Raw genomic sequence first — 24,825 nt, 5'->3', positions numbered from 1 at the left:
GCATTACGCGTGCCGTGAAATGTGTGGCTATTATAGGCCTGCGCATCGGTGTGGCAAGTCGACGGACAGCGCTTGCCATTGTCTTAGTGCATAAATAAAATAGTGCACTATATATATTTCAAGTTTGAAATAATTGCTCAGGCTGCTGTAGTCGGTCGGTACTGCAAGGCTTCGGCGAGATGGTTTCTATCTATGTGCTTGGCATGCTCCAGATCGGCCAGCGTGCGAGCCACCTTCAGCAACCGATGCGCCGCTCGCAACGATAACGTCAGCCGCTCGCAGGCGCTTTCCAACCAATGCTGGTCGGCTGTGGATAACTCACAGTGCTTGCGCAAGCCTGGCAGGTCGAGAAAAGCGTTGGCGCAACCTTGGCGTCGCTGCTGAAGCTCGCGCGCAGCTGCGACCTGTGCCGCAATACAGGCACTGCTCTGGCCGTTGCTGGCAACCGGGGACAGGGCGGTGGCTTCGCGGGCGACGGTCAGATGCAGGTCGATGCGATCAAGCAGGGGACCGGAAAGCTTGTTGCGGTAGCGCTGAATCTGATCACTGCTGCAACGACAGCGCCCGGTAGGGTCGCCGAGATATCCACAGGGGCAGGGGTTCATTGCTGCGACCAGTTGGAAGCGTGCCGGAAAGCGGATCTTGTCTTTGGCGCGGGCGATAACAATCTCGCCGGACTCCAGTGGTTCACGCAGCACCTCAAGCACCCTTCGTTCAAATTCAGGCAGTTCATCAAGAAACAGCACTCCGTGGTGAGCGAGTGTGATTTCACCAGGTTGCGGACGACTGCCGCCACCCACCAGCGCAGCCCCGGACGCCGAATGATGAGGATGTCGGAAGGGCCGTTGCGGCCAACTACTGAGCGGCACATGGCTGGCAACTGATTGAATCGCTGCCACTTCCAGCGCCTCGCGTTCATCCAGTGGCGGCAACAGGCCAGGCAAACGGCTGGCGAGCAGGGTTTTCCCGGTGCCGGGAGGGCCGCTGAAGAGTAGATTGTGAGCGCCCGCGGCAGCTACCAGCAGGGCGCGTTTTGCGGCTTGCTGGCCCTGCACCTCATTGAGATCAGGGTAGGGGCGCACTTGCAGCAGCAAACCATTGGCGGCATAAGGGGCAAGAGGCGTCTGGCCATTGAGGTGAGCTACCAGCTCCAGCAGGTGGCCGACAGCAAACACCACCAAGCCCGATGCCAGACAGGCTTCTTCGGCATTCTCTTGTGGCACCACCAGCGCCCGCCCGGCTTCCCGAGCCGCTAAGGCCGCAGGAAGAACGCCTTGCACCGGTCGTATGGCGCCCGAAAGCGCCAGCTCTCCGAGGCATTCCAGATCCCCCAGGGCCGTTCCTGGAAACTGCCCGTTGGCAGCCAGAATGCCCAAGGCGATTGCCAGATCAAACCGCCCGCCGTCCTTTGGCAGATCTGCTGGCGCGAGATTGAGCGTGATGCGGCGGGCGGGAAATTCCAGCCCTGAATTAAGAATCGCGCTGCGCACGCGGTCCTTGCTTTCCTTCACCGTGGCTTCCGGTAAACCGACCAGGGTCAGCGCGGGTAAACCGTTGGCAAGATGGGCTTCGACACTGACAGCCGGGGCAGACACACCCACTTGGGCGCGACTGTGGACAAGGGCGAGGGACATGAACACTCCATGATCAATGCGGGGCCGCGTCCTGCGGCTTTGTAAGGATAGTGGAGGGATGAGGGGGGAGATAAGGAATAGTAAGTCTGATTTTTTCCAGGACTGAGCCCTGACCGGGTCTGTGACAAAACCGGCTACATTTTCAAACATGTCGAGATAGCGTTTGAATTGTGAAGTACACAATTTTTGCTAAATTTCCATGGACTGATTTATTTCTGATCGCATACTACGCGCACAACACCTGCGTCGATGCTAACTTCTGACAACGCTGATCGCGATTTTCCACAGGCAGTTAATTTGGTCGGTGCATCCGTGTCCGTCGATCTATTGCTGATGTGCAACCCATGCTCTATCTCAGGGGCGGCGAATTTTGGTGTATTTTGCGTCAGTACTTGTATTGCCTGATGCCTCCTGAAACGAGCTAAAGGGTGTTTGTAATCCTTATTATGTAGTAGTCTATAGTTTCTTTGGCTGGTGTATTGAATGGCTGGATGGTTATGAGTTTGAATGATGTTCGCTATTATATTGCCTTGTCATGTGCTGTTTTAGGACCTTCAATCTTGTACACGGGACTGGTTGCTTGGCCTATAAGAGCCGCCTACCAACTTGAGGGTAGGCAATTGCATGTTCTATATCTGGCACTATATATAGTTATTGTTTTTATTGGATTTATTTTTTACAGGAAAAGGCTGCGCGGTATAATTTAAGGAGGGTGATGCTGCGTATGCTTCTATTGCGGCTTTTCGGGAGGTTCTATCTGCATTATTGTTTTGACAGAATAGTAATCCACCAATACTTCGAAGGCTAGAGCGGTTTTGCCCGCTTGCTGGTATGCTCGCCTGTAATTAATCGGGTCCTTTATGAATAATTCTACCGACCCAGCGGTTCGTACTTGTTTCGCCATGCCTAATATCGATAAGACTATATCTGCTGAATAATAAGCAATATCTCCATCAGATGGGTTGTCGACTATTTTTCGATAAAGTTCCCTTGTTGGTCCGACTACGCTAGGAGCACTGTAGCCATTATAGATGTTCCCAAGTCCTTCATAAATATTGTTGGTTCCGTGTGCGATTAATATGCCTCCGATGGGGGCGCCGACTACAGTCGAAATCATAGCTGTGCCAGCTTCAACTTGCACGGCGCCACCCAAAACCCCTACCGCATTTTGTGCATAAAAGGACGCCTTTTCGTAAAGATCAGCGTACTCTTGCTGTATCTCCTGCATTCCTTCCCAAGCACTGATTGCACCGTCCTCAACCGCCCTAATAACTCCATCTACATAGGAGGCAACAAAGGTGTTGAATTGGAGTTGTTTGGTGCCGTCATCAAAATGGGTGGCGCCGAGTGTGCAACTGAGAGAAACTAAGTTTTTGGCGGATCTAGCTACATCATGAATGTCGCATGACGCTTCATTCATTTTCATTTCCCCACGTGCTGTGTGCTGTTGTACTTGCGTGGTGGTGGATCCAAGTAATCTCACGGTATCGTAAAGACATAATCTCTTGTGGTTCTGCATCATTCATATTGATGGCATGTGGAATTTGAATGTTTAAAGTTGCGACTCGAGCGCCTTCTAAAGCTACCGTAAAGTATTTTTCGTTTATTCCAGTAGGTGATGCCCTATAGAAATGTATCCTGCACTCTAACTCCTCACCATCATTTAGAGCCCTGGCTAAAAGCGGCGTTGACTTATCAATATTTTTAACAATTACAACAGGCATGTGTTTTCCGCGACCGCCGGCTACACCACCATCATTGCCTGCGGTCATATTGTGAGAATATGACAAAACCATTATTTCGTTCTCGTGACCAATTTGGCATTTATGACCGATAGATGGAGTGCCGGAGCAGCCAGATGAAATCAGACCTTGTTTTTTACCAGTAATTGTCATGTAGCTGACATTGGCCATGTTCTCTCCTTTTTGCTGCTGTTTGTAAGTTGTTTTCAGCTGCTTTCGAACAGTGCACGAGAGTGCCTGAAAGAGAATTTTTGCTCAACGTCTCGCGGCGGGCGCCGCAAAATTCAGAAGTTTCCTACAAGTGCAGCGTGTTGTGGCTGTTGGTATGTGACGTCTAGTAAGTTTGCGTAATGTCTTCACAACAATGAACAGGTGTGAGTTTCGAGGGGATGCGAGGATGGCGTCTAAAAGTAAGTCTAATTTTTACAATAATTTTTCCCTTCAAGGGGTGCGTAGGTGTTTTCTGTCAGACTCTTCTGAATCATACTTTGGGCGCCGTTACTCTGTTGCGCCTGCCAAGGTGCGTGCCTACCCTGCGATGGTCGTTGCCAATTCAACGACAGGATTTAGCAGTCCTGGGCATAAGCAGAGTTCCATCTCCCAAAAGCAGATTTCCCCGTCTCTTTTTGGTTAATGGCGGCTGTGCGTGTGGGCACCTTCGGGTGCACCGGTTCCTATGCCCGGTCTGCTAACCCGCGTACAGCTGCCACCCTATTCGTTTAGCAGCGAACGGTGGTCGCTCCATTTGCATAGGAGTTACCCAATGAAAAAGCCTGTTCCTGATCCACCCGATTTGCCCTTTGTCGAAACTGTCGAAAGGGCGGTCGCCAGTTGTCCCGAGCATCCGCCGCTGTTCGTTGTTCGTGCAGGTGTCAGCGCCGAGGATGCGCTGGTGCATGCGTCGCTGTATCTCCGATGCGCCAGCGCCAGTGTCGCGCAGGTGCTGGAATATGCCGACGGCCTCGGGCGGGAGCATGCCTGGTCGGTTCAGCATTCGCTGGAGCTGGCTCAAGCCTTGATCGATTCATTGATCGATGGGATTGAACTGCAGCGATTACCGGGCTGAGCCCGCTTTTACTGCTAGGTGCCGTATCTGCAAAAGGCAGCTTATTCGGCAGCAGTTGGATTCAGGCGTGCTTCCATTTCGGCCACTTTGGCTTCCAGCGCTTCGAGGCGAGCGCGGGTGCGGGCCAATACCACCATCTGGCTGTCGAATTCTTCCCGGCTGACCAGTTCCAGTTTACTGAAGCCGCTTTGCAGCAACGCCTTGAACTGGCTTTCAAGTTCAGCCCGAGGTTGTGAGGTGTCACCGCTGAACAGGCGCGAGGCTTGGTCGCTCAGGGCATCGAGAAAGGCTTTGGGCGCGAGCATGTTCGGCTATCCGCTGTATCCAAGTGGGGCGCTAGTGTAGCACGCAGATTTTATCAACCTTGGCCTGCACGCTTTTTGCGCATCGTGGTGAATCGCCACGCACTGTAATTGTGCAGCTAATGGGAGCTGGCGACTGGCCAATGTTGGTTGCTCGCCGCAAGTGCTTGTTATTGGAGGGGTTAACGGATTTGGCAAGGTTTCTGCTAAGACCTTAGTGACCCATGCACTGATGCAGTCAACGTGACGTAGGCGGGTGCAGGTGGAGCATCAAGCTGTTTCGGTCGACGACGCGTTACAAAGCCAGGCGCTGCGCTTAGACTTGAGTCGGGTTTGTTTTCCTGGGGCAAGTCCACCAATTCGGGAGAGAGTTTCATGAAGCTAGTCACTGCCATCATCAAGCCGTTCAAGTTGGACGACGTGCGCGAGTCGCTGTCTGAAATCGGCGTGCAGGGTATCACTGTCACTGAAGTCAAAGGCTTCGGTCGGCAGAAGGGCCACACCGAGCTGTATCGCGGGGCTGAATATGTCGTCGATTTCCTGCCCAAGGTGAAGATCGACGTCGCTATCGACGACAAGGATCTGGACCGGGTCATCGAAGCGATTACCAAGGCTGCCAACACCGGCAAGATCGGTGACGGGAAGATTTTCGTGGTCAATCTGGAGCAGGCGATCCGCATCCGTACCGGCGAAACCGATACCGACGCGATCTAAAAAAAGCCTCACCAAACCCCAACGCCCCAGGAGAAAACAATATGACTCTGCGTCAATTCGCAGGGCTAGGAGCCCTTTTGTCCCTCGTAATGCCCGGCCTTGCCCTGGCAGAGGAGGCAACCCCCGTACTCAACTCCGGCGACACTGCCTGGATGTTGACTGCTACAGCCTTGGTGCTGTTCATGACCATCCCTGGTCTGGCGTTGTTTTACGGCGGTATGGTGCGTTCCAAGAACGTGCTGTCGGTGATGATGCAGTGCTTTGCAATCACTGGCATGATCAGCATTCTTTGGGTGGTCTTCGGCTACAGCCTGGCATTCGATACCACGGGTATGGAAGAAGGCGTGGTCAACTTCAATTCCTTTGTCGGTGGTTTCTCCAAGGTCTTCCTGGCCGGTGTCACCCCTGACAGCCTGACGGCACTGTTCCCTGAGGCGGTGTTCATCACCTTCCAGATGACCTTCGCCATCATTACTCCAGCCCTCATCGTCGGTGCCTTCGCCGAGCGCATGAAATTCTCCGCCATGCTGATTTTCATGGCTGTCTGGTTCACGCTGGTTTATGCACCCATCGCTCACATGGTTTGGGCTGGTGCGGGTGGCCTGATGTGGGATTGGGGCGTTCTGGATTTCGCTGGCGGCACTGTGGTGCATATCAACGCAGGTATCGCCGGTCTTGTGGCCTGCCTGGTGCTGGGCAAGCGTAAAGGCTTCCCGACCACGCCTATGGCTCCGCACAACCTGGGTTACACCTTAATGGGCGCGGCCATGCTGTGGATAGGTTGGTTCGGCTTCAACGCAGGCTCCGCTGCCGCCGCCAACGGCACCGCGGGTATGGCCATGCTGGTAACTCAGGTCGCTACCGCCGCTGCCGCACTGGGCTGGATGTTTGCCGAGTGGATTACCCACGGTAAACCTAGCGCCTTGGGCATTGCATCCGGTGTGGTCGCCGGTCTGGTGGCGATCACCCCGGCTGCTGGCACCGTGGGTCCAATGGGCGCCCTGGTGATCGGCTTGATGTCGGGTGTCATCTGCTTCTTCTGCGCTACCAGCCTCAAGCGCAAGCTTGGCTATGACGATTCCCTGGATGCCTTCGGAGTCCACGGCGTCGGCGGTATCGTCGGGGCAATCCTCACTGGCGTGTTCGCAGCTCCTGCACTGGGCGGCTTCGGTACCGTTGAAGACATTGGTGCACAAGTCTGGATTCAAGCCAAAGGCGTCGGTTTCACCGTGATCTACACGGCCATTGTTACCTACGTGATTCTCAAAGTGCTGGATCTGGTGATGGGTCTGCGGGTTAACGAAGAAGAAGAGTCGGTCGGTCTCGACCTGGCGCAACACAATGAGCGCGGCTACAACCTGTAACGCCCTCGAAAAATCTTGCCCGGCTTGCCGGGCATTTTTTTGTCTGCACGATGTCGATTTCCGGTAACGCAAACGGTTTCCCATGACGTTTTTACGCCTGCTTTCTCGGCTGGCGCCGCACGGGGAGAAAACTTACAGAGCAGAGTGATAGTAAGACACTTTGCTTTTTCTCTGAGCACGCTAGAATGCGCGCCGAAGGGAGCAGACAAGCAGTCCGCAAACTTCGCTACCCTTTGCTAGGCTTGCCAATGAGCAGGCTGATCACGCCAGGGTAGGCCGACAATTCACTATCGGCGGCTCTTTAATTTTGTCAGGCCCTGCCAAGAGCGGGACCTGCACGGTGCACGCCAGCTTTTTTGCGCGCACTCGAGGTGGCGGCAAACCCGCGACCCTTTGAATTTCTTCTGGCGGTTGTCGACTCACGACACTGCTGGTCTATAACTAATCTGCTTTTCGCAAGTCATGAGGTAGAACATGAGCGACGACGATCTGGAAAATGACGACCTCGAAGTAGGCGACGAAGACGACGGTGATGAGGGCCTCGAAGCGGCAGCCGATGATGTGGCTGACGATGGTGGCGACGACAGCCCGGCACCTGCTGCCAAGGGCAAGTCCAAGTCGGCTGCTGTCTCGGTAGATGAAATGCCGAGCATGGAAGCCAAGCAGAAGGAGCGTGATGCCCTGGCCAAGGCCATGGAAGAGTTCCTTTCGCGTGGCGGCAAGGTGCAGGAAGTGGAAGCCAACGTGGTTGCCGATCCGCCCAAGAAGCCAGACAACAAGTACGGAAGCCGCCCTATCTGAGTGGTTCTGTCAGCAAGAAAGCCCGCCGTCGCTGCGGGCTTTTTTGTGCCGTGTGAGAAGGTTAACGCCAGCTGTTGAGCAGTTCGGGCAGTTGCGACAGGCGCTGGATTTCAGCATCAGGGCGGCTCTCAGCCTCCCAGGGTTTGCCCTGCGGGTTGAACCAGATTGCCCGCAGGCCTGCACGTTGCGCCCCGGCAATGTCGTCCCCGGGATGATCGCCGATATGCACCGCTGCATGAGCTTCGACCTGGCCTTGGCGCAGGGCTTCAAGGAAGGGCTGAGGGTCGGGCTTGCCGATGCCGATATCCTCGGCGCACAGGGCAAACTTGAAGTAGTCGGAGAGCCCCAGGCGTCGCACGTCGGCATTGCCGTTGGTAACAACGCCAAGGGTGTAATGATGACGAAGGATTTCCAGTACCGGCTGAACTTCGGGAAAAATGTCGATCTGGTGGCGGGCGTGCAAGAACACTTCAAAACCTTCGTTGGCTAGCTCACGGGCTTTGTTCTCGCTGTAGCCGACGTCTTCGAGGGCGTGAAACAGGACGCGCCGGCGCAGAGCGCTGATGCGATGCTTGAGCCCCGGTTCGGCTTGCACCAGACGTTCGCGGATAGCGTACAGATGCTCCACCGGGACTGTGCCCAGGTCTGGCGCATTGGCCGCCAGCCAGTCACGCAGGATGGCTTCGGCGCTGACAATTACCGGTGCGGTATCCCACAAGGTGTCATCCAGGTCGAAAGTGATCAGTTCGATGCTCATGAATCGCTGCCCTTACTGCGTTTTGCCCGGGGGTGGGCACTGTCATAGACGGCCGCCAAGTGCTGGAAATCAAGGTGAGTGTAGATCTGCGTGGTAGCAATGTCGGCGTGGCCGAGCATCTCCTGTACCGCACGCAGGTCTTGGGACGACTCCAGCAGATGGCTGGCGAAGGAGTGTCGCAACATGTGCGGGTGCAGGTTCTGGCCCAATTCTCGGGCTCCTGCCGCCTGTACGCGCAACTGGATCGCACGCGGACCGAGTCGACGCCCTTGCTGGCTGACGAATACCGCGCCGTCCTGCGGGCTGCTGATACCGCGCAGGGCCAGCCATTGCTCCATTGCCTCACGTGCCTTGCGGCCGACGGGCAGCACGCGAGTCTTGCTGCCCTTGCCATGCACCTGCACCAGGCCGGCAGGTAGATCCAAATGGTCAAGGTTCAGGCTGGTCAGTTCTGACAAGCGCAAGCCAGAGGAGTAGAACAGCTCCAGCATGGCGTGATCGCGGCGTGCGAGAAAGTCGTTTTCCACTGCGCCTTCGAGCAACTGCAGGGCGCGGTCGGCGTCGAGGGTTTTCGGCAAGCGCCGCTCACCCTTGGGCGCCGACAAGCCGTTGGCCGGATCATGGCTGCACAGCCCTTCGCGATTGAGATAGCGATACAACCCGCGCACTGCCGAGAGCAAGCGAGCCAGGCTGCGGGAGGATTGTCCCTGATGATGCTGACGGGCGATCAGTTGGCGCAAGTGCTGGATTTGCAGGTCATTCCAGCTGTCGATCCCGGTTTTGCCGCAAAACGCCAAAACGCTTTCCAGGTCGCGGCGATAAGCCAGCTGGGTGTGCTCGGACACCTGACGTTCATTGCGCAGGTGCGCACTGAAGGCCTGCAGCTGACGTTCCATCAACGTACCGGGCGTAGGGTCTGGGTAAAACGCGGGACGACACGGCCAAGCACTTCGGCGATGTAGCTGAGGAACAGGGTGCCTACTGTGCTTTTGTAGTGCTGCGGATCACGGCTGGCGATGGCCAGCACGCCATGCAGGCCTTGATGGTTGAGGGTCGCCACCGCCGTGGAGCCGACTTCTTTGCGTTGGTCTTCGCCAAACAGAAAGTCCAACTCGTGGTCACGCAAGTTGCCACTGACTGTCTTGCCGCTGCACAACAGGCCGCCGATGGCTTGCTGGGCGTCGGCACTGTTGACCCAGCGGCCGACAGGGGCTGCGCTTTCGCCGAAAAGAATCAGGCTGACGAAGGGTACTTTGAATTCCTGGCGCAGGCTGTCTTCGACTGCCATGACCACGGTTTCCAGGCTGTCGGCATCGAGCAGATCGAGAATCAGTCGACGGGTCTTGTCGAACAACCGGTCGTTGTCTCGGGCTACGTCCATCAACTGCGAGAGGCGATGGCGCATTTCTATATTGCGGTCGCGCAGCAGCTTGAGCTGACGCTCCACCAGCGAAACGCTGTCGCCGCGCTGATGGGGAATGTTCAGTTCGCAGAGCAGATCGTCGTGTTCCGCGAAGAACGTCGGGTTGTCACGCAGGTACGCAACCACGGCATCAGCCCCGAAGGCGGGCGTCGAGCCCTCGGCGCTAAGGTCGGTGGGCTGTTCGGCGGGAGCCTGGGGCTGATCGGTCATGGTTGGCACTCACTCATAGACGAACCTGTCCTTCAAATACGCGAACGGCGGGGCCGGTCATGATGACCGGCTTGCCTGGGCCTTCCCATTCGATCGACAGGCGTCCACCGGGAAGATCTATCAGTAGTGGGGAATCCATCCAGCCCTGGCTGATCGCAGCCACGGCAGCCGCGCAGGCGCCAGTACCGCAGGCTTGGGTTTCCCCAGCGCCGCGCTCCCAGACGCGCAATTGAGCGCGGTGACGGTCAATGATCTGGATAAAACCGACGTTGACCCGCTGTGGGAAGCGCGGATGGTGTTCGATCTGTGGCCCCAGTTCATGAACCGGTGCGTTGTTGATGTCGTTGACGCGTATCACAGCATGGGGGTTACCCATGGATACGGCGGCCAACTCGATCTGTTGTCCGGCTACTTCCAGTGGATAGCTCAACGCCTGGGCCGGTGCATCGAACGGAATGTCGGCAGGCACCAGCCGAGGCGGGCCCATATCGACGCTGATCTGCCCATCACTGCGCACGTCCAGCTCGATGACACCGCTCTTGGTTTCGACCCGAATGCGTTTTTTTGCAGTCAGGCGCTTGTCCAGCACGAAGCGCGCGAAACAGCGTGCTCCGTTGCCACATTGCTCTACTTCAGAGCCGTCGGCATTGAAGATTCGGTAGCGGAAGTCCACTTCCGGATTGCTCGGCGCTTCGACGATCAGCAACTGGTCGAAGCCGATACCGGTGTGGCGATCACCCCATTGCTTAGCGTGCTTGGGCAAGATGTGCGCATGCTGGCTGACCAGGTCGAGGACCATGAAGTCGTTGCCCAGCCCATGCATTTTGGTAAAACGCAGCAGCATGGGTTTACTCCGGCAGCAGGCTTTCGCCAGCGAACAACTCGGCGACAGTTTCCCGGCGACGCACTTCAAACGCCTGGTCACCATCGACCAGGATCTCGGCACAGCGACCACGGGTGTTGTAGTTCGAGCTCATGACAAAACCATAGGCGCCCGCGGACTGCACTGCCAGCAAATCACCTTCGGCCAGGTTCAGCGTGCGCTCTTTGGCCAGGAAGTCACCGGTTTCGCAGATCGGACCGACTACATCATAGTTACGGCCTTCACCGGCACGCGGCTGCACGGCAGTGACGTCCATCCAGGCCTGGTAGAGGGCCGGGCGGATCAGGTCGTTCATGGCCGCATCGACGATGGCGAAGTCTTTGTGCTCTGTGTGCTTGAGGTATTCGACGCGGGTCAACAGGACGCCGGCGTTGGCCACAATGTAGCGGCCCGGCTCGAACACCAGTGCCAGGTCACGGTCGCCCACGCGTTCGCGGATGGCCTTGATGTAGTCGCCCGCCAGTGGCGGTTCTTCGTCACAGTAACGCACGCCGAGGCCGCCACCCAGGTCCAGGTGACGCAGGAGGATGCCACAGTCACCGAGGCGATCGATCAGCGCCAGCAGGCGGTCGAGGGCATCGAGGAAAGGCTCCAGGGTGGTCAGTTGCGAACCGATGTGGCAATCGACACCGACCACTTCCAGGTTGGGCAACTGGGCAGCGCGAATGTAAACCTCTTCAGCATCGGCGATAGCGATACCGAACTTGTTTTCTTTCAGGCCCGTGGAGATGTACGGGTGGGTGCCAGCGTCGACGTCCGGGTTGACCCGCAGCGAAACCGGGGCGCGCAGGCCCATCTCGGCAGCCACCACTTGCAGGCGCTCCAGCTCGTCGGTGGACTCGACGTTGAAGCAGTGAACACCGACTTCCAGGGCACGGCGCATGTCTTCACGGGTTTTGCCGACGCCCGAGAACACTACACGGTCGGCGCTTCCACCAGCGGCCAGGACCCGCTCGAGCTCACCGCCGGACACGATGTCGAAACCTGCGCCCAGACGCGCCAGCAGATTCAGCACGCCAAGATTGGAGTTGGCTTTGACCGCAAAGCAGACCAGGTGCGAAACGCCCTGCAGGGCGTCGGCATAGCTACGGTACTGGGCCTCGATGTGAGCGCGCGAGTAGACGTAGGTTGGCGTGCCGAAACGTTCGGCGATGGCCGACAGGGCCACGCCTTCCGCGAACAGTTCACCGTCGCGGTAGTTGAAAGCGTCCATGGGTTACCCTTACTGATGCTTGTGCGATTGCGACTTTTGACCGTCTTTACTGTCGTCTGGCAGGTACAGCGGACCTTTCTGGCCGCAGGCGGAAACAAGGCAGGCAATCGCGACGAGCGCCGCGAGGGAGGAGATCAGGCGCTTCATGGCGTAATCCTTTGAAATATGCAGTATTGCGCCCGAGTATACCGAGCACCTGCCGCCTTGCCTATGCAGGCAGCCCGCCGTCGGGCGGGGGCTGCTGCGTCAGGCACTGGGCGTTATCCTTTGCATTCGGCGCGCGTCGCTCGTATCTTCCCCGGCTTGCGTGTGTGCAGACATTTTTGAGGTTCTTGCAATGAGTTTGACCGAAGCGCGTTTTCACGACCTGGTCGATGCGACCCAACAGGCCCTGGAAGACCTGTTCGACGACACCGATCTGGATCTGGATATGGAGAATTCGGCTGGCGTCCTGACCATCAAGTTCGACAATGGTAGCCAGTTGATTTTCAGTCGCCAGGAGCCACTGCGTCAGCTGTGGCTGGCTGACAAGTCCGGCGGTTTCCATTTCGACTACGACGAGCAGAGCGGCAAATGGACCTGCGAAAAAACCGAAGAGTTGCTGGGCGAGATGCTTGAGCGCATCGTCTGGGAGCGGGTGGGCGAGAAGCTCGACTTCGAAGAGATCTGAGATGAGCAGCGCGTCGAAGCCGGCCAAGCCGCTCTACAGCAATGTCAGTCCGGCGGTGCCATCGCCTTGCATCAGCACTTGTCGGCTGGATGAGAACAAGGTTTGTATTGGCTGTTTCCGTCATGTCGAGGACATTCGCCAGTGGCGCTCTGCCGATGACCAGCGTCGTCGGCAAATCTGCCAGGAGGCGCAGACTCGTCGGCAACTGGCAGGATCGGCGTAATCCCTTCGGGTATTGTGTATTTACTTGGCTGTGGTAGTGTCGAACTTGCTTCGGCAGTGCCGAATTCCTGCAAACCCCGCCCTTGGGCGGGGTTTTGCTTTATATCGCTCAAAAAAAGGAGCCTGACTGGATCATGAGCACCAAGCCTTCCATTATCGTCACCCGATTGGACGTACAGCGTCTCGAGCGTCTGATCGACAGCCTCGATGAGAAGATGCAGGATACGCCGGGTGTGCTCGCCTTGCAGGACGAGCTGGACCGCGCCGAACAGGTCGGTCACGAGGAAGTTCCGGCCGGTGTCGTGACCATGAACTCCCGGGTTCATTGCCGCGAAGAAGCCAGTGGCAAGGACTACCACCTGACCCTGGTCTACCCGAAGGACGCCAACGCCGACGAAGGCAAGATCTCCATCCTGGCCCCCATCGGCAGTGCGCTGCTGGGCTTGTCGGTAGGTGAGCAGATCGATTGGCCGGCCCCGGGCGGCAAAACGCTCAAGCTGAAGCTGCTGGAAGTTGAATACCAGCCCGAAGCGGCTGGCAACTTCGATCTCTGAGCCTTAGACCTGCGCCAGGGCCTCGTTGAGCGCCTGCTCCAGCTCGCCTTTGTAGCGCAGGTAGAGAGTGCTCGAACCCAGGCCTTCGGCAAGCACGGCAGACAGGTCCAGGTCAGTAATGTAACAACGGTAGCGCTCGGTCTCGCGGCGCTGCTCGATGATCTCGCGGGCGACCATGGTATACAGCTGGTCGCCATGCTCGAGTTCGGAAAACTCCCGCTGATTACAATACAAAGTGACCTGAACGTCATCGCTGGCGCCTGCCTGCAAAATCGCCTGCACTTCGTAGTAAGGCAGGGCGATGGCATTACGCTGCACTTGCTTGGCATCCACCTGGCGGACCTTGCCAGTGCCTGAAGGCAACAATTGGTAATAAAGAATCTCCAGCGAACCTTGAGCGTGAAGATTGTCCAGCGGCAGCCGCGCTTCACGGCGAAAAACCATGGACTGCATGAAGCGCTGTAGCGGCAGTAGCAGGCTGTTTTCGTCATGGTAAGGCAGGCGCTGTTGCCAGAGTGCGTTGTGCTCATCGAGCACATAGACAGTGGCCCAGGCATCCTGCAGTCGATAAAACACCTGAATACAGCGCGGTTGTCCCAGTGGCAGAACCTGGGCCAGGTCCAGCTCCTGCAGGGCGTTGGCATCCAGGTGCAGCGGGCTGTACTCGCAACGTTCCTTGCTTAAATAGTGCGAAACAGCATCCTGGCCCTCAAGCGTTACCAGGTTCACTGCACCGGCCTGCAGCTCCAAGACGTGGGTGTGCTGCTGGACTTGCAACAAATAACGGAAGTTGAGGTGCTGCGCCAGCAGCGCCTGGGCATTGAGAAAAACCTCTTCGACCCGCAGAGCAATGGCTGGGGCTCGGTTGTGGCAGAAGCACTGAACCCGCAACCGTGGTCGATGGCTGCAATCACCCAAACCATTGAGGTAGTCGCGCAAGCACCGCAGCAAGGCATGCTCACCCTCGTAGCGGTGCACCTGAACCTCGTTCCAGCTATTGAGCGTTACCTGATCGAGGGTCAGGACCAGGTTCTCACGTACGCCAGCGTAGCTCAGCGAGTCGGTACGCTCGGTGGTCATCAGAATGTTCAGGTCACGATGGTGGCGTAACGGGTCGATGCCGACATTGATCAACAGGAGAATTTCGTCCGCCACGCTCGACTGTAGTAGGCGCTGTTCGCTGATCATCGGCAAGGGTAGAGGGATGCTTTGTTGCAGGCTGCCCAACAGGTTGAACAGCTCATATTCACTCAGGTCGCTGCTGCCTGGATGCAAGGCCAGGCGTGTAGTGTTGTCGATTACCCCATTGCGATGAGCCCAGGCCAGTAACTCGAGCAGTTCTCGGCAGCGCTTGAGTGGCGCGAAGTGCTCCCATTCGTGCACGCCCAGGTTACCGTTGTACAGGCCCCAGTGAACCTCTCCGGGTTCTTTGCGGTTGGGCGATTGCACCAGCGTAAGGGTATCTTCGGCCAGGTCCGGGGCAATGCCTGGGTTGATGACCTCGACTTTGCCTGCGCGGCGTTCAAACGCTGCATACAGGCGCCGGCCGAGGATGCTCAGGTCACGGTGGTCGATTCGACTTGCTGCATTCTGGTTACGGGCAAACTGGCAGAGGAAGCGATAGCTGTAGTTGAGCTCGGCGACCAGATCGCGGCGTTCGACTGCCACCTGGCGTACCTTCCATTGACTGCGGGCGTCGAGCAATGCCAGTTGGCGCTCGTCCCAACCCCATTCCTCGCTGAGTCGCTCAAGCAGTGCACGCTGCCAGTTGCCGCGTTGGCGCGGCTGGCCACTGAGTTTCCTGTTCACTTTCAGGTACAGGCTGCGACGCACCAGCTCAAGTCGCTGTTGCTCTCCGCGTGCTTGTAGGTACTTCTCGATGCGCCGGTAGACCATCATGTACGGATCGAGCTCGTCGAGATCGAGCTGATTGGCAAATACCGCCTGTTTGAATTGCAGGCTCAGGCAATTCACGTGCGGGTGTTCGCTGGCATAGACCTCGGTCAAGAGCAGTTTCAGCACCGATTTGTAGGGCGACTCGATGCCCTTGAAAAGCTGCCAGAGACCTGCGCCGACATACTCCCCTGGCGGAATATGCGCCAGGTGCCCCAAGTCCAGGTACTCGTCGGCGCGCACGAAGCGCTTGGACAGAAGTGTGTCGATGTACGGGTGGTAACGCGACTCTTCGTAGACTGGCACCAGCCACCACAACGGGGTGCGTCCGGCGAGCCAGATCGCGGTGCGGTAGAACTCGTCCAGTAGTAAATAGTGCTGGGTGGTTCCGCAGTCGTCGGAGCTGAGTTGGCTGTCGCGTGCGCCGCTCACGAAGCGTTGCGGTTCGATCAGAAACAGGTGGGCCTCGGCGCCTTGGCTGGTGGCCCAGTTCTCCAACAGTTGGGCTTTTTTGCGCAGTTCAGCCAGTTCGCTATCGCCGAGATGGGCTGCGTGGCAGACCCACACGTCCATATCACTTTGTTCTGCCTGGGCCAGCGTGCCCAGGCTGCCCATCAGGAACAGCCCGTGGATGGGCATGGATGGCTTGCCATGGCGGGCCTTGTAGGAGAAGGAGCGTGTCAGGCGCTGGGCTTCGGCCAGTATGTTGGCGTCAGGTTCGAAGTTGGCGACCCCTGCGGGCGTGGTTCCAGATACATAGCCAGGAAGCAGCGGGTGATTGACGTGCAGAAACAGCGGCAACAGCGTCAACACTTGCTGCTGACGGCTCGATAATCCTTCCAGGGCTCGGTAGAGTCGCCCCTGATTGAGCGTCAGGAAGCGTTGGCGCAGTTGGCTGAGCACCTTTCGGTCAATGCCCTGTTCGAGGTCGGGGCGAATTTCGTAGGGGTGGTTCATTGCGCGCTAAAACCGGCCGTCTGGGGAGCTGAGGCGAGTTTAAGCGCTAATTTAATTTTGACGCCATTTTATTAGCGTTGAATGCATCGCGGAGCAGATTTGCTCCGCGATGAGCATTGTTTTCAGGCCGGTTGGGCGACTTTCAGGATAGTCAGCAGTTGCTGTGCGTGTTCGGCCGCATCATGCCCCAGACTGGTCAGGTAGCCGCCATCATGCTGGTCGGTCAAACCTTTGTCGTACAGGCGCTGGGCGGCAGCGATGAGCTCTTGAGAGGCAGTGTTGTGAACCTTGATACCTTCCTGGCTGCTATCCAGGTTGAACAGGGCAAGGACTTCCAGCTCGGCAATCAGATCGGGGGTAAACGACATAGTAACTCCGACTTCCAGACAAGGAGGGCAGCACCGTCAGCGGTGCCTGGTTTTGCAGTGTAGTCAGGTAACTCCTGCTTTGCTTCAGTCCTTTTCAGGAGGCAGCTCAGGCAGGGCGCGCAAGGCAGTTTCGTACCACTGGGTGTCAAAGGCGCGGTCATCTTCAAGCATCGCGTCAATCTCGTAGGCCAGCACGTGGGCCATGAGGTTAAGGATGTCTTCGCGCTCGTAACCTACCAGGGTCAGTTTGTTGAACGTGGCTTTGGCGGCAGGTGGATCATCGCTTTCGATTTGGTTTTCGATCGCTTCGATCAGGGTCGACTCGGCGAACTCTTCTTCGTCGTTGTCGATGTCTGTGGGTTCGCTCATGGGCGATTCTCCTCTGAGGGGATGCTCAGTTTGCCACGGGCTAAGCGCCAATGCCTCGCTATCTACAAACTCCATGATGCTGGTCAGTGCCGCGTGCCGGGGCTATAACAACTGCGCCAACCCCTTTACGGCCTGGAGGCTGTTGTCATGCTCAAGCTTCATGGATTCGCGGTTAGCAACTACTACAACATGGTCAAGCTGGCGCTGCTGGAGAAAGGAATTCCTTTTGAAGAAGTTCTATTCTTCGGCGGCCAGAGCCCGCAGGCACTGAAAGTCAGCCCGCGGGGCAAGGTGCCGGTGCTGGAGACCGAACATGGCTTTCTGAGTGAAACCAACCTGATTCTGGAATATATCGAACAGACGCATCCTGATAACAAGCCATTGCTGCCCGCAGATGCCTTCGCCCAGGCCAAAGTGCGTGAGCTGGCCAAGGAAATCGAGCTGTATATCGAGTTGCCGGCCCGTGCGTGTTATCCCGAGGCTTTCTTTGGTGCCAAGGTCGATCCGGTTATCAAGGACAAGGCGAAAACCGAGTTGATGGCCGGGGTGGAAACGCTAAAGCGCAATGGCACGTTCTCGCCATACGTTGCCGGCAACCAGATGACCATTGCCGACATGAAGTTCTGCTTCAGCCTTGATCTGGCCAGTGCAGTGGGCAAGAAGGTTTTTGATATGGATCTGCTGGAGGATTTTCCTCAGGCCCAGACGCTGCTCAATCATTTCAAGCAGAATCCCAACGTGCAGAAAATCGCAGCAGACAAGGATGCGCAGATGCCTGTTTTCCTTGAGATGGTGCGTAGCGGCAAGCGCTAGTCCCTCTCGCGCAGCAGGCTCGCGGCGTAGCGCCGACGAGCCTGTGCGTTGGGCTCAGCGGCTGGCCAGCAAGGCCTGGCCCCGAGCAACGGCTGCGCGAACCTGGCCCGGTGCGGTACCGCCGATGTGGTTGCGGGCGTTGACCGAGCCTTCCAGGGTGAGCACCGCGAAGACGTCCTGTTCGATCTGGTCGCTGAACTGGCGCAGTTCTTCCAGGCTCATTTCAGCCAGGTCCTTGCCGCTATCGACACCGTACTTGACGGCGTGGCCGACGATTTCGTGGCAGTCACGAAATGGCAGGCCACGGCGTACAAGGTAGTCGGCGAGGTCGGTTGCGGTAGAGAAACCACGCAGTGCAGCTTCACGCATGATCGCGTGGCGCGGTTTGATCGCCGGGATCATGTCGGCAAAGGCGCGCAGCGAGTCACGCAGGGTGTCGGCGGCGTCGAACAGCGGCTCTTTATCTTCCTGGTTGTCCTTGTTGTAGGCCAGCGGCTGGCCTTTCATCAAGGTCAGCAGGCCGGTGAGAGCACCGAATACGCGACCGGTCTTGCCACGCACCAACTCTGGAACGTCCGGGTTCTTCTTCTGCGGCATGATCGAACTGCCGGTGCAGAAACGATCAGGCAGATCGATGAACTGGAACTGGGCGCTGGTCCACAGGACGAGTTCTTCAGAGAAACGCGACAGGTGCATCATTGCCACACTGGCGGCTGCGCAGAATTCGATAGCGAAGTCGCGGTCGGAGACGCCGTCCAGCGAGTTGCCGCCCACGGCCTCGAAGCCCAGGAGCTTGCAGGTCAGCTCGCGGTCGATCGGGTAGGTGGTGCCTGCCAGGGCGGCGCTGCCCAGCGGCATGCGGTTGGTACGTTTGCGGCAGTCGACCAGGCGCTCGTAGTCGCGGCTGAGCATTTCGAACCAGGCCAGCAGGTGATGGCCGAAGGTTACCGGTTGGGCGGTCTGCAGGTGGGTGAAGCCGGGCATGATGGTGTCGGCTTCGCGTTCGGCCTGCTCCAGTAGGCCCTTCTGCAAACGGGTGATCTCGGCCAGGATCAGGTCGATCTCGTCTCGCAGCCACAGACGGATGTCGGTAGCGACCTGGTCATTGCGGCTGCGGCCGGTATGCAGCTTTTTACCGGTGATGCCGATACGGTCGGTCAGGCGTGCCTCGATGTTCATGTGCACGTCTTCAAGGTCGACGCGCCAGTCGAAGTTGCCGGCCTCGATTTCACCCTGGATGGTCGTGAGGCCATCGATAATGGTGTCGCGCTCGGCATCAGTGAGCACGCCGACCTTCGCCAGCATGGTGGCGTGGGCGATCGAACCCATGATGTCGTGGCGGTACAGGCGCTGGTCAAAGTTGACGGAGGCGGTGAAACGGGCGACGAATGCGTCGACGGGCTCACTGAAGCGGCCGCCCCAGGACTGATTGGTCTTGTCGGTGCTCATGGATTCACTCGTTGAAGGCGTGAACGGAAAAGTGGCGTCGATGATAACAGGGTTAAGGCCCGGACCGCAGGGCGGCGGTCGGTGCGAATGCGTGATTATGTCGCGCAGAAGGCAGATGACAGCCGTTGCACAACAGGATATTTACCGATTGAACGGCAGCGTTCCGGCAACCGTCTACAGTTGGACAGAGGATCGGCATGTTTCCTGCCGAACCAGTGAATCTTTAGCCATCGTGCGAGTCTGAGCGTGGATCGCCGTGACGGTCGTCACCTCACCTGTCTACGCTACCCTTGTGCGAGACTCACGCAGGAATCCAGCGCAATATGAATGTCCTGATCGTTGATGACGAACCCCAAGCCCGGGAACGGCTGAGCCGACTGCTTGGCGAACTCGGGGGATACACCGTACTGGAGCCCAGCGCCACCAACGGCGAAGAGGCTCTGGCGTTGATAGACAGCCTCAAGCCAGAGGTGGTCTTGCTCGATATCCGCATGCCGGGCCTCGATGGCCTGCAGGTAGCTGCCCGCTTGTGTGAGCGTGAAGCCCCGCCTGCCGTTGTGTTCTGTACGGGTGATGACGAATTCACCGTCCAGTCATTCACGGAAAGCACGCTCGGGTATGTGCTCAAGCCGGTGGCTGCCGATGCGCTGCGCGAAGCCTTGAGAAAGGCCGAGCGACCCAGTCGGGTACAACTGGCTGCGCTTACCCGCCCAGCGGCCGAAAGCGGCAGCGGGCCACGTAGCCATATCAGTGCGCGAACCCGCAAAGGGATCGAGTTGATCCCGCTGGACCAGGTGATCTACTTCATCGCCGACCACAAATATGTAACGTTGCGTCATGAAGGCGGCGAAGTCCTGCTGGACGAGCCCCTCAAGGCGCTGGAAGACGAATTCGGCGACCGGTTCGTGCGGATTCACCGCAACGCCCTGGTCGCCCGCAACCGAATAGAGCGGCTGCAACGCACGCCGTTGGGGCATTTCCAGTTGTTTCTCAAGGGCCTCAACGGTGATGCATTGATCGTTAGCCGCCGGCACGTGGCCGGTGTACGCAAGATGATGCAGCAGCTCTAGGCTGCGATTGGAGAATAGCTCTACCAGGGACGGTTCAATTCTCCTGTGACATAGATCTGCAAGCGGGTCGGAATGAGCTGTTATCATCCGTTGCATCTATCTTGTACGGATCGATCCATGTCCACTCGTGAAATCCGCATTGCCACGCGCAAAAGTGCCCTAGCCCTGTGGCAGGCCGAATACGTCAAAGCACGTCTTGAGCAAGCCCATCCTGGTTTGCTGGTTACTCTGGTGCCTATGGTCAGCCGGGGTGACAAACTGCTCGACTCGCCGCTGTCCAAGATTGGTGGCAAGGGCCTGTTCGTCAAGGAACTGGAAACCGCGCTGCTGGAAAACCAGGCCGACATCGCTGTGCATTCGATGAAAGATGTGCCCATGGACTTCCCTGAAGGCCTGGGGCTGTATTGCATCTGTGAGCGTGAAGACCCGCGCGACGCCTTCGTGTCCAATACCTTCAAAAGCCTTGATGAGCTGTCAGCTGCAAGCGTGGTAGGCACTTCCAGCCTGCGCCGCCAGGCCCAGTTGCTGGCGCGTCGCCCTGATCTGCAGATCCGCTTTCTGCGCGGTAACGTCAACACCCGCCTGGCCAAGCTCGATGCCGGTGAGTACGACGCGATCATCCTCGCTGCAGCCGGTCTTATCCGCCTTGGTTTTGAAGACCGCATTACCTCCGGCATCAGCGTCGACGACAGCTTGCCTGCCGGTGGCCAAGGTGCTGTGGGTATCGAATGCCGCAGCGTCGACAGCGAAATTCATGCGTTGTTGGCTCCTTTGCATCACCAGGACACCGCGGACCGTGTCGTGGCCGAGCGGGCGCTGAACAAGCACCTCAATGGTGGATGCCAGGTCCCGATTGCCTGTTATGCCGTGCTCGAAGGTGATCAACTGTGGCTGCGTGGCCTGGTTGGCGAGCCCAGCGGTGGCAAGCTGCTGACCGCTGAAGCCCGTGCGCCGCGCAGCGATGCGCAGACGCTGGGTGTCCAGGTGGCCGAGGACCTGCTCAAGCAAGGCGCCGAAGACATCCTCAAGGCTGTCTACGGCGAGGCCGGTCACCCGTGAGCGGTTGGCGCCTGCTGCTGACACGCCCGGAGCAGGAGTGCATTGCGCTCTCCCGGGCGCTGGCCGAGCAAGGCATTGCCAGTAGCAGCCTGCCGTTGCTGGAAATCGAACCGCTGAGCCTGGATGAAGCACAGCGCAAACTGCTGCGCGAATTTGACCAGTACGCAGCGGTCATCGTGGTCAGCAAGCCTGCTGCGCGTCTGGGACTGGCCGAGCTGGCTCGTCACTGGTCGCAGCTGCCTCGGCAAGCCTGGTTTACCGTGGGCGCGGCTTCAGCGCAGGTCCTTCAGGCCGAGGGCTGCCAGGTCTGCTATCCAGCGCAGGGCGACGACAGCGAAGCCCTGCTGCACATGCCTCAATTGCACCAGGCGATTGGCGGAACGGCGCCACGTGTGTTGATCATACGTGGCCAGGGCGGTCGCGAACTGCTCGCCGAGCGTCTCGCCGAGCAAGGTGCTAGTGTCGATTATCTGGAACTCTACCGTCGCTACCTACCGGCTTATCCACTGGGCGCGCTGTCTGAACGAATTTGCGCGGAACGCCTGAACGGCCTGGTGGTCAGCAGTGGGCAGGGGTTTGAACACCTGCTGCAACTGGCCGGGGACAATTGGTCGCAGTTGGCCCGCTTGCCGCTGTTTGTACCCAGCCCGCGTGTAGCCGGGCAAGCCCGGGAAGCCGGGGCACAGAATGTAGTGGACTGCCGCGGTGCCAGTGCCGCGGCGTTGTTGGCAGCACTGCAGCAAATGCCTGCACCTGCCCTCTGAAGCGCTAAGCTGATTGGCGACGAGCCCAATGCAAAGGATGGATACGTGAGCGAAACTGTCTTGCCCAACGATGACATGCAAACGACGCCTGAAACGTCTGAACCTTCCGCTGCCACGCCAGGCAAACGTTCGAGCAACAGCCTGGCGATCCTGGCTCTGCTGCTCGGTGCTGCGGGTGTCGCCGTCGGTGGTTGGGGGGTATGGCAGGTGCGCCAGCTCCAGGGCGCTGAGCAAGGCCAGGGCCAATACCTGCAAGCCCTGGGCGAAAAAACCCAGGCCCTGCAATTGCGCGAACAGCAAATATCCGCGCAGTTGGCGGGCTTGCCTGCAGCCACCGAACTCGAAGATCGTCGCCGCCTGGTAGCCCAATTGCAGGGTGACCAGCAGCGTCTGAGCCAGCGCCTTGAAACCGTGCTTGGGGCCAGCCGCAAGGACTGGCGCCTGGCCGAAGCCGAGCACTTGTTGCGCCTGGCCAGCCTGCGGCTTTCTGCATTGCAGGATATTGTCAGTGCGCGTGCGCTGGTCCAGGGTGCCGATGACATTCTGCGAGAGCAGAGTGATCCTGGCGCGTTCGCCGCTCGTGAGCAGTTGGCCAAGAGCCTGGCAACGTTGAACAGCGTTCAGCAACCGGATCGCACCGGTCTGTTCCTGAAACTCGCTGCTCAGCGTGAGCTGGTGCAGCAGCTCAGCGCGGTGTCGCCGGAGTTCAACAGCGACGCCAATGCTCTCGGGGCATTGACCGCCGATGGCGACGGCGCCAGTCGTTGGTCGCAGTGGTGGGCCGAGTTGTCCAAGTATTTCCAGATCGATTTCAATGCTGACGAGAATGTACGGCCGTTGCTTTCCGGGCAGTCGCTCAACCAGCTGCGCCTGGCGTTGAGCCTGACGATCGAGCAAGCTCAATGGGCAGCGTTGAATGGTGAAGCGAAGGTCTACACCCAGGCGCTGGATGATGCGCGCAGCGTTCTGCTCGCCAACTTCAATGCGGACAACCCCCAGAGTAAGGCGATGCTCGACAGCCTCAATGCGTTGGCTGAAGAGCCGGTGTCGGTGGTCGTTCCGGACCTGGCCGACAGCCTGAGTGCTGTCCAGGCCTACCTTGAGCGTCGGCACCTGCCGGTCGAGGAGGCCAAGCCATGAAGCGCGTCTACCTGTTGGCGGTAGTGGCCATTGCGGTCGCTGCTGCGCTCGGGATCGCGATCGCCAAGCACAGTGGTTATGTGCTGATTTCCTACGGCGGCTTTCGCTATCAATCAGGGCTTTGGGCAGCGCTGGCAGCGCTGCTCGGCATCATCCTGACGGTACTGCTGGTGCGCTACCTGGTGGGCCTTGTGCTGACCTCGAGTGGCGTGGTCAATCCCTGGTCGCGGCGCAACCGCAGTCGCCGTACTCAACTGGCCATCGAACAGGGACAGTTGGATCTTGCTGAAGGGCGTTGGGCCAGTGCCCAGCGCCACCTGCAACGTGCCGCCGAAAGCGAGCGTCAGCCGCTGCTGTACTACCTTGGCGCTGCGCGGGCTGCAAATGAACTGGGGCGTATCGAAGACCGCGACAACCTGCTTGAGCGTGCACTGGAGCGCCAACCGCAGGCGGAGCTGGCCATCGCCTTGAATCATGCCCAACTGCAGATGGATCAGGGGGAGAGTGATTCCGCACTGGTCACGCTGCAAGCCATGCAGGAGCGTCATCCACACAATGCGCAAGTGCTCAGGCTGCTGCAGCGGTTGTACCGAGAGCGTGGCGACTGGTCGGCGCTGATTCGGTTGATGCCGGACTTGCGCAAGGACAAAGTCTTGCCCGCTGCCGAACTGGCGGATCTTGAACGTCGCGCCTGGGGAGAAAATCTCAGCCTGGCCGCCAGCCGTGAAGGCGAAGAGCAAAGTGCTCGGCAGTCGCTGGAACGCGCCTGGCAGCAACTGACGGCCGCCCAGCGCCAAGAGCCGCAGCTGGTATTGGCCTATGCCGAACAATTGCGCCAGCTGGGGGCCGAGAATGAGGCCGAAGAAGTTCTGCGCACCGCAATCAAGCGCCACTATGAAAGCCACCTGGCACGGCTCTACGGCTTGGTACGTGGCTCGGATGTCGCACGCCAGTTGCAAACCGCTGAAGGCTGGTTGAAGCAGCATGGCGATGATCCGGGCCTGTTACTCACTCTCGGACGGCTGAGCCTGCAGAATCGCTTGTGGGGCAAAGCCCGTGACTACCTGGAGAGCAGCCTACGCTTGCAGCGCAATCCTGAAGCGTGCGCAGAGTTGGCGCGCCTATTGGCCGGGTTGGGTGATACCGAGCGCAGCAATCAACTGTTCCAGGAGGGCCTGGGGCTGCTTGACGAACGTCTGCTGGCCTTGCCGCTGCCAGAATCCGTCCAGGCGTGAATCGAGCCTTGGGCATGCGCCAGTGCGCGTGCTCAAGGCTGCAGAGAAAATGCCTACACACTCTCACGCTCCCGTCTGACAGTGGTAGGTAAAACTTCAAGTCTTCTCTCGGAATATTCCCTTTGCACTCAGGGACTTGCCCTATTTGTCGCG

The 24,825-nt window shown here is 58.4% G+C and carries 27 protein-coding genes and 1 pseudogene; 14 read left to right on the top strand and 14 right to left on the bottom strand.

The window, feature by feature from the left end; translation table 11 throughout:
- Window positions 1-137: 137 nt before the first annotated feature.
- The 3 genes from D3Z90_RS25870 to D3Z90_RS25860 all read right to left on the bottom strand — a co-directional run bounded on the left by D3Z90_RS25870 (window position 138) and on the right by D3Z90_RS25860 (window position 3,547).
- Entirely contained in the window at window positions 138-1,634 is a 1,497-nt protein-coding gene (locus D3Z90_RS25870; protein WP_136478709.1) for a YifB family Mg chelatase-like AAA ATPase, read from the bottom strand.
- Between the two features lie 730 nt (window positions 1,635-2,364).
- Complete coding sequence (locus D3Z90_RS25865) at window positions 2,365-3,060, bottom strand: DUF4225 domain-containing protein (RefSeq protein WP_218571414.1); 696 nt, start codon at window positions 3,058-3,060, stop codon at window positions 2,365-2,367.
- Window positions 3,047-3,547 carry an Hcp family type VI secretion system effector gene (locus D3Z90_RS25860; protein ID WP_136478707.1) on the bottom strand — a complete coding sequence of 167 codons (501 nt, stop codon included), beginning with the start codon at window positions 3,545-3,547 and terminating at the stop codon, window positions 3,047-3,049. The genes D3Z90_RS25865 and D3Z90_RS25860 overlap by 14 nt, the downstream gene beginning before the upstream one ends.
- 592 nt (window positions 3,548-4,139) lie before the next feature.
- On the opposite strand from D3Z90_RS25860, the gene D3Z90_RS25855 reads away from it, so the two are divergent.
- Window positions 4,140-4,442 (top strand): DUF6124 family protein, encoded by a 303-nt coding sequence (locus tag D3Z90_RS25855; RefSeq protein WP_136478706.1) that lies wholly within the window; start codon window positions 4,140-4,142, stop codon window positions 4,440-4,442.
- 41 nt (window positions 4,443-4,483) lie between these two features.
- On the opposite strand, the gene D3Z90_RS25850 is transcribed toward D3Z90_RS25855, so the two are convergent.
- A complete protein-coding gene (locus D3Z90_RS25850; RefSeq protein ID WP_136478705.1) occupies window positions 4,484-4,747 on the bottom strand; it encodes an accessory factor UbiK family protein in 264 nt (87 codons plus the stop codon).
- A 372-nt stretch (window positions 4,748-5,119) separates the two neighbouring features.
- Here D3Z90_RS25850 and glnK point away from each other — a divergent pair, with 372 nt between their 5' ends.
- The 3 genes from glnK to sutA all read left to right on the top strand — a co-directional run bounded on the left by glnK (window position 5,120) and on the right by sutA (window position 7,623).
- On the top strand, window positions 5,120-5,458 hold the full coding sequence (gene glnK / locus D3Z90_RS25845; RefSeq protein ID WP_002555808.1) for a P-II family nitrogen regulator: 339 nt from the start codon (window positions 5,120-5,122) through the stop codon (window positions 5,456-5,458).
- A gap of 41 nt (window positions 5,459-5,499) precedes the next feature.
- Window positions 5,500-6,822, top strand: a complete 1,323-nt coding sequence (locus D3Z90_RS25840; protein WP_136478704.1) for an ammonium transporter — start codon at window positions 5,500-5,502, stop codon at window positions 6,820-6,822.
- 474 nt (window positions 6,823-7,296) lie between these two features.
- A complete protein-coding gene (gene sutA / locus D3Z90_RS25835) occupies window positions 7,297-7,623 on the top strand; it encodes a transcriptional regulator SutA (RefSeq protein ID WP_136478703.1) in 327 nt (108 codons plus the stop codon).
- Between the two features lie 61 nt (window positions 7,624-7,684).
- On the opposite strand, the gene D3Z90_RS25830 is transcribed toward sutA, so the two are convergent.
- From D3Z90_RS25830 to D3Z90_RS25805, 6 genes are read right to left on the bottom strand one after another with little or no spacing between them, the layout of a single operon-like run.
- Window positions 7,685-8,380, bottom strand: coding sequence for an HAD family hydrolase (locus tag D3Z90_RS25830; protein WP_136478702.1), 696 nt, complete (start codon window positions 8,378-8,380; stop codon window positions 7,685-7,687).
- Window positions 8,377-9,276, bottom strand: coding sequence for a tyrosine recombinase XerC (gene xerC, locus D3Z90_RS25825; protein WP_136478701.1), 900 nt, complete (start codon window positions 9,274-9,276; stop codon window positions 8,377-8,379). Before xerC ends, D3Z90_RS25830 begins: the two co-directional genes overlap by 4 nt.
- On the bottom strand, window positions 9,276-10,013 hold the full coding sequence (locus D3Z90_RS25820; RefSeq protein WP_136478700.1) for a DUF484 family protein: 738 nt from the start codon (window positions 10,011-10,013) through the stop codon (window positions 9,276-9,278). Before D3Z90_RS25820 ends, xerC begins: the two co-directional genes overlap by 1 nt.
- Before the next feature lie 13 nt (window positions 10,014-10,026).
- Window positions 10,027-10,857 (bottom strand): diaminopimelate epimerase, encoded by an 831-nt coding sequence (gene dapF, locus D3Z90_RS25815; protein ID WP_136478699.1) that lies wholly within the window; start codon window positions 10,855-10,857, stop codon window positions 10,027-10,029.
- Between the two features lie 4 nt (window positions 10,858-10,861).
- On the bottom strand, window positions 10,862-12,109 hold the full coding sequence (lysA, locus tag D3Z90_RS25810) for a diaminopimelate decarboxylase (protein ID WP_136478698.1): 1,248 nt from the start codon (window positions 12,107-12,109) through the stop codon (window positions 10,862-10,864).
- 9 nt (window positions 12,110-12,118) lie between these two features.
- Window positions 12,119-12,256 (bottom strand): lipoprotein, encoded by a 138-nt coding sequence (locus tag D3Z90_RS25805; RefSeq protein WP_128321863.1) that lies wholly within the window; start codon window positions 12,254-12,256, stop codon window positions 12,119-12,121.
- Window positions 12,257-12,446: 190 nt separating this feature from the next.
- Here D3Z90_RS25805 and cyaY point away from each other — a divergent pair, with 190 nt between their 5' ends.
- The 3 genes from cyaY to rnk all read left to right on the top strand — a co-directional run bounded on the left by cyaY (window position 12,447) and on the right by rnk (window position 13,555).
- Window positions 12,447-12,779, top strand: coding sequence for an iron donor protein CyaY (gene cyaY / locus D3Z90_RS25800; RefSeq protein ID WP_136478697.1), 333 nt, complete (start codon window positions 12,447-12,449; stop codon window positions 12,777-12,779).
- Window position 12,780: 1 nt separating this feature from the next.
- Window positions 12,781-13,002 (top strand): DUF1289 domain-containing protein, encoded by a 222-nt coding sequence (locus tag D3Z90_RS25795; RefSeq protein ID WP_136478696.1) that lies wholly within the window; start codon window positions 12,781-12,783, stop codon window positions 13,000-13,002.
- Window positions 13,003-13,135: 133 nt separating this feature from the next.
- Complete coding sequence (rnk, locus tag D3Z90_RS25790; protein ID WP_136478695.1) at window positions 13,136-13,555, top strand: nucleoside diphosphate kinase regulator; 420 nt, start codon at window positions 13,136-13,138, stop codon at window positions 13,553-13,555.
- Between the two features lie 3 nt (window positions 13,556-13,558).
- Here the strand turns inward: rnk and D3Z90_RS25785 are convergent, their stop codons facing one another.
- From D3Z90_RS25785 to D3Z90_RS25775, 3 genes are all read right to left on the bottom strand, one after another.
- The gene (locus tag D3Z90_RS25785; RefSeq protein WP_136478694.1) at window positions 13,559-16,405 is read right to left on the bottom strand and encodes a class I adenylate cyclase; all 2,847 of its coding nucleotides are present in this window, start codon (window positions 16,403-16,405) and stop codon (window positions 13,559-13,561) included.
- 122 nt (window positions 16,406-16,527) lie between these two features.
- Window positions 16,528-16,773: a TIGR02647 family protein gene (locus D3Z90_RS25780; protein WP_136478693.1), complete on the bottom strand. Its 246-nt coding sequence runs from the start codon at window positions 16,771-16,773 to the stop codon at window positions 16,528-16,530.
- 84 nt (window positions 16,774-16,857) lie between these two features.
- Window positions 16,858-17,142, bottom strand: coding sequence for a hypothetical protein (locus D3Z90_RS25775; protein WP_136478692.1), 285 nt, complete (start codon window positions 17,140-17,142; stop codon window positions 16,858-16,860).
- A 147-nt stretch (window positions 17,143-17,289) separates the two neighbouring features.
- On the opposite strand from D3Z90_RS25775, the gene D3Z90_RS25770 reads away from it, so the two are divergent.
- On the top strand, window positions 17,290-17,955 hold the full coding sequence (locus D3Z90_RS25770) for a glutathione S-transferase (protein WP_136478691.1): 666 nt from the start codon (window positions 17,290-17,292) through the stop codon (window positions 17,953-17,955).
- Between the two features lie 54 nt (window positions 17,956-18,009).
- On the opposite strand, the gene argH is transcribed toward D3Z90_RS25770, so the two are convergent.
- Complete coding sequence (argH, locus tag D3Z90_RS25765; RefSeq protein ID WP_136478690.1) at window positions 18,010-19,404, bottom strand: argininosuccinate lyase; 1,395 nt, start codon at window positions 19,402-19,404, stop codon at window positions 18,010-18,012.
- Window positions 19,405-19,623: 219 nt separating this feature from the next.
- Here argH and D3Z90_RS25760 point away from each other — a divergent pair.
- The 6 genes and pseudogenes from D3Z90_RS25760 to D3Z90_RS25740 form a co-directional block, all read left to right on the top strand.
- A pseudogene (locus D3Z90_RS25760) lies at window positions 19,624-19,731 on the top strand (sensor histidine kinase); the annotation flags it as partial.
- Window positions 19,728-20,474, top strand: a complete 747-nt coding sequence (locus D3Z90_RS25755) for a LytTR family DNA-binding domain-containing protein (protein ID WP_136478689.1) — start codon at window positions 19,728-19,730, stop codon at window positions 20,472-20,474. The pseudogene D3Z90_RS25760 and the gene D3Z90_RS25755, both read left to right, overlap by 4 nt.
- A 117-nt stretch (window positions 20,475-20,591) precedes the next feature.
- The gene (gene hemC, locus D3Z90_RS25750; RefSeq protein WP_136478688.1) at window positions 20,592-21,533 is read left to right on the top strand and encodes a hydroxymethylbilane synthase; all 942 of its coding nucleotides are present in this window, start codon (window positions 20,592-20,594) and stop codon (window positions 21,531-21,533) included.
- Entirely contained in the window at window positions 21,530-22,297 is a 768-nt protein-coding gene (locus D3Z90_RS27215; protein ID WP_256658286.1) for a uroporphyrinogen-III synthase, read from the top strand. The genes hemC and D3Z90_RS27215 overlap by 4 nt, the downstream gene beginning before the upstream one ends.
- A 45-nt stretch (window positions 22,298-22,342) precedes the next feature.
- Window positions 22,343-23,437: a uroporphyrinogen-III C-methyltransferase gene (locus D3Z90_RS27210; protein ID WP_256658285.1), complete on the top strand. Its 1,095-nt coding sequence runs from the start codon at window positions 22,343-22,345 to the stop codon at window positions 23,435-23,437.
- Window positions 23,434-24,672 (top strand): heme biosynthesis protein HemY, encoded by a 1,239-nt coding sequence (locus D3Z90_RS25740; RefSeq protein ID WP_136478687.1) that lies wholly within the window; start codon window positions 23,434-23,436, stop codon window positions 24,670-24,672. Before D3Z90_RS27210 ends, D3Z90_RS25740 begins: the two co-directional genes overlap by 4 nt.
- Window positions 24,673-24,825 lie beyond the last annotated feature (153 nt).

Source organism: Pseudomonas sp. DG56-2 (assembly GCF_004803755.1).
Lineage (GTDB): Bacteria > Pseudomonadota > Gammaproteobacteria > Pseudomonadales > Pseudomonadaceae > Aquipseudomonas > Aquipseudomonas auratipiscis.
Note: the sequence above shows the minus strand (reverse complement) of the source record. Positions and strands in the feature narration are given on the sequence as shown.